Below are 868 nucleotides of genomic sequence, written 5' to 3' on the forward strand. Positions count from 1 at the left end.
ACGCTTGGTGGAACAGGTCGTGTGACAGGACCTCACTGACATTATGAGTTCCTAGTAAATGGCGTGCACAAAAACCCAAGAACAGTGAATTTGGCGCAATCCAAATCGTTAACAGGTAAAGCAAGACAAACCTTCATGGCGAATGCAAAAGTCAGTATGGACAAGCTGGATCGTTACAGTAAGTTACTGGCAATGAGATAAACGGAAAAGTAAAAAGAGGCAGCATTACGCTGCCTCTTCGCTTTCATCAGGTTCGGGCTTAGCAAGATGATCTCTTCCCAACATAAGCAAACAAGGCGTAAGCACCAACGTCAACACCGTAGCAAATGCCAATCCCCCCGCTACTGCCGTCGCTAACTGAGACCACCATTGCGTACTCGGCGCACCAAATTCGACTTTTTGATTAACTAAATCGATGTTCATTTCTAGAACCATCGGTAACAACCCTAAAATGGTCGTAATTGTGGTTAATAGCACCGGTCTCAAACGTTGCACACCGGTCCGCAGGATAGCCTCTGCTTTGTCCAGTCCTCTTTTTCGCATTTGGTTATAAGTATCAATCAGTACAATGTTGTTATTAACTACGATACCAGCCAAGGCAATCACACCAATGCCAGACATGATGATGCCGAATGGTTTTTGGAAAATAAGCAACCCAGCAAAAACCCCGACCGTTGAAAACAGCACCGCACTCAAAATCAAAAATGCCTGATAAAAGCTGTTGAACTGCGTGATGAGAATGAGCGCCATGACGCCAAGAGCCACAACAAAAGCGTTTTGCAAGAATGCTGATGAGTTTTCCTGCTCTTCATTTTGACCCCGAATCTTATATTCAACGCCTTCAGGTAAACCGAGCTGTTCCATTTCA

General features: G+C 44.8%; 1 protein-coding gene and 1 pseudogene. One reads left to right on the forward strand and one right to left on the reverse strand.

Going from position 1 to position 868, the window contains the following annotated elements; translation table 11 throughout:
• Positions 1 to 201: pseudogene (locus R8O11_RS26190) on the forward strand (peptidase M23); the annotation flags it as partial.
• 24 nt (positions 202 to 225) lie between these two features.
• Here the strand turns inward: R8O11_RS26190 and R8O11_RS26195 are convergent.
• A partial coding sequence (locus R8O11_RS26195; protein ID WP_318194736.1) for an efflux RND transporter permease subunit occupies positions 226 to 868 on the reverse strand: 643 nt, incomplete at its 5' end.

The organism is Vibrio sp. 1288 (assembly GCF_033344475.1).